We start from the raw sequence: 2,221 nt of genomic DNA on the forward strand, positions 1-2,221 counted from the left end.
GTCATCTCCAAACAAGTCGCTTCGCGTACCGGCTACTACGCCCGTAACCGCGTCGACGTGTTCTTCGGCACCGGCAGCTTCGCCGACGAGCAAACCATCGAAGTGGTCTGCGCCAACGGCGTGGTCGAAAAACTGGTGGCCAAGCACATCATCATCGCCACCGGTTCGCGCCCTTATCGCCCGGCGGACATCGATTTCCACCACCCGCGTATCTACGATAGCGACACCATCCTCAGCCTCGGCCACACCCCGCGCAAACTCATCGTTTATGGCGCCGGCGTGATCGGTTGCGAATACGCCTCGATCTTCAGCGGTCTGGGTGTGCTGGTGGAGCTGGTGGACAACCGTGGTCAGTTGCTGAGCTTCCTCGACTCGGAAATTTCCCAGGCCCTGAGTTATCACTTCAGCAACAACAACATCACGGTTCGCCATAACGAAGACTACGACCGCGTCGAAGGCGTGGACAACGGCGTGATCCTGCACCTCAAGTCCGGCAAGAAGATCAAGGCCGACGCCTTGCTCTGGTGCAATRGTCGTACCGGCAACACCGATCAGCTGGGTCTGGAAAACATCGGCGTGAAGGTCAACAGCCGTGGTCAGATCGAAGTCGACGAGGCGTACCGCACCTGCGTGCCGAACATCTACGGCGCCGGTGACGTGATCGGCTGGCCGAGCCTGGCCAGTGCGGCCCATGACCAGGGTCGTTCGGCCGCTGGCAGCATCGTCGATAACGGTAGCTGGCGTTTCGTGAATGACGTGCCGACCGGCATCTACACCATTCCGGAGATCAGCTCGATCGGCAAGAATGAGCAGGAGCTGACCCAGGCCAAGGTGCCGTACGAAGTCGGCAAGGCGTTCTTCAAGAGCATGGCGCGGGCGCAGATCGCCGGCGAGCCGCAAGGCATGCTGAAGATCCTGTTCCACCGTGAAACCCTGGAAGTCCTGGGCGTTCACTGCTTCGGTTATCAGGCGTCGGAGATCGTGCACATCGGTCAGGCGATCATGAACCAGCCGGGCGAACTGAACACGCTGAAGTATTTCGTCAACACCACGTTCAACTACCCGACCATGGCCGAAGCCTATCGGGTAGCCGCGTACGACGGCCTCAACCGGCTTTTTTGAGCGGCTCCGGCCGGTGGCCTGAGCCGGCCGGGGAGACCGATTTCAGCAATTCTCGAGGGTGGCGGTGGCCAAACCGGGAAAGTCTGTAATCAGGCTGTCAACGCCGAAGTCGGCGAGTCTGCGCATCAGCGCAGGCTCGTTGACGGTCCACACCGACACATGCAGCCCCTGACGCTGCGCCCTTTGCAGGCGTTCCGGCGTGCACAGTGTCCAGTTCAGCGCCAGGATCTCACAGCCATAGCTGGCCGCGACCTTCAGCGGGTCGAGCCAGGCGTACTCGGCCACCAGCCCGCGGGATACGTCCGGCACCAGTTCCAGCGCGGCCTTCAGCACTTCCCGGGAACTCGAGGTGATGGTCACCTTGTCCATCAGCCCATGACGCTGGACCATTTCGCGAATCGCCAGCACGGTGGTCGCGGCACGCATCCTCGATGCGCTTTTGACTTCCAACTGCCAGTGATCGAAGTCGCATTTCTCGAACAGTTCTTCCAGCGTCGGAATCGGGCACGGCTTGATCCAGTCCGGGCCGCCCTTGCGTGCGTCATACGTCACCAGCTCGGCCGCCGTGTGTTCGACGACCTTGCCGCGACGGTCCGTGGTGCGCTTGAGGGTCGGGTCGTGGATGACCATCAACTCGCCGTCCATGGACAGGTGCAGGTCCAGTTCACAGCGACGCACGCCGTGCTTGAGACATTCCTGAAAGCTGGTCAGGGTGTTTTCCGGTGCTTCGCCCTTGGCGCCGCGATGGCCGTAGATGAGGGTCACGGTTCTTCCTTAAATTAATTGCCTGATTCGAGCTGTTCGCGGGCCTGGCGTCGTTCCTGGGCCTGCTTTTGCAAGATGTGGCGGGCCAGCAGTTGGCGCTGGGCGTCGGTCGGGTGTTCGAACTCGGTGCCGACGTCATAGCCATCTCCCTTGCGGTCGCAGTGGGTGACGCGAGCGCGCAGCTGCAGGCCCAGGGCCTGCGGCATCAGCACCAGCTTGACCGACAGGCGTGCGCCGGCGGCGATGGGATGTGGATGCTGAAAGTCGATGCCGCCTTCGGAAATGATCACCGGCCGCGGTTCGCCGATCTGYCCGAGCACTGTCAGAGCGACGA

The 2,221-nt window shown here is 61.8% G+C and carries 3 protein-coding genes; 1 reads left to right on the forward strand and 2 read right to left on the reverse strand.

Annotated elements, in window-relative coordinates; all coding sequences use genetic code 11:
* A partial coding sequence (sthA, locus tag AC1DVH_RS29840) for a Si-specific NAD(P)(+) transhydrogenase (protein ID WP_477756819.1) occupies positions 1-1,122 on the forward strand: 1,122 nt, incomplete at its 5' end.
* A gap of 42 nt (positions 1,123-1,164) precedes the next feature.
* Here sthA and AC1DVH_RS29845 read toward each other — a convergent pair.
* Together AC1DVH_RS29845 and AC1DVH_RS29850 are read right to left on the reverse strand one after the other, a co-directional pair.
* On the reverse strand, positions 1,165-1,887 hold the full coding sequence (locus AC1DVH_RS29845) for a glycerophosphodiester phosphodiesterase (RefSeq protein ID WP_477756820.1): 723 nt from the start codon (positions 1,885-1,887) through the stop codon (positions 1,165-1,167).
* A 14-nt stretch (positions 1,888-1,901) separates the two neighbouring features.
* On the reverse strand, positions 1,902-2,221 hold a 320-nt coding region (locus tag AC1DVH_RS29850; protein ID WP_477756821.1), incomplete at its 5' end, for a PilZ domain-containing protein.

Source organism: Pseudomonas sp. P4_C3, from assembly GCF_056402075.1.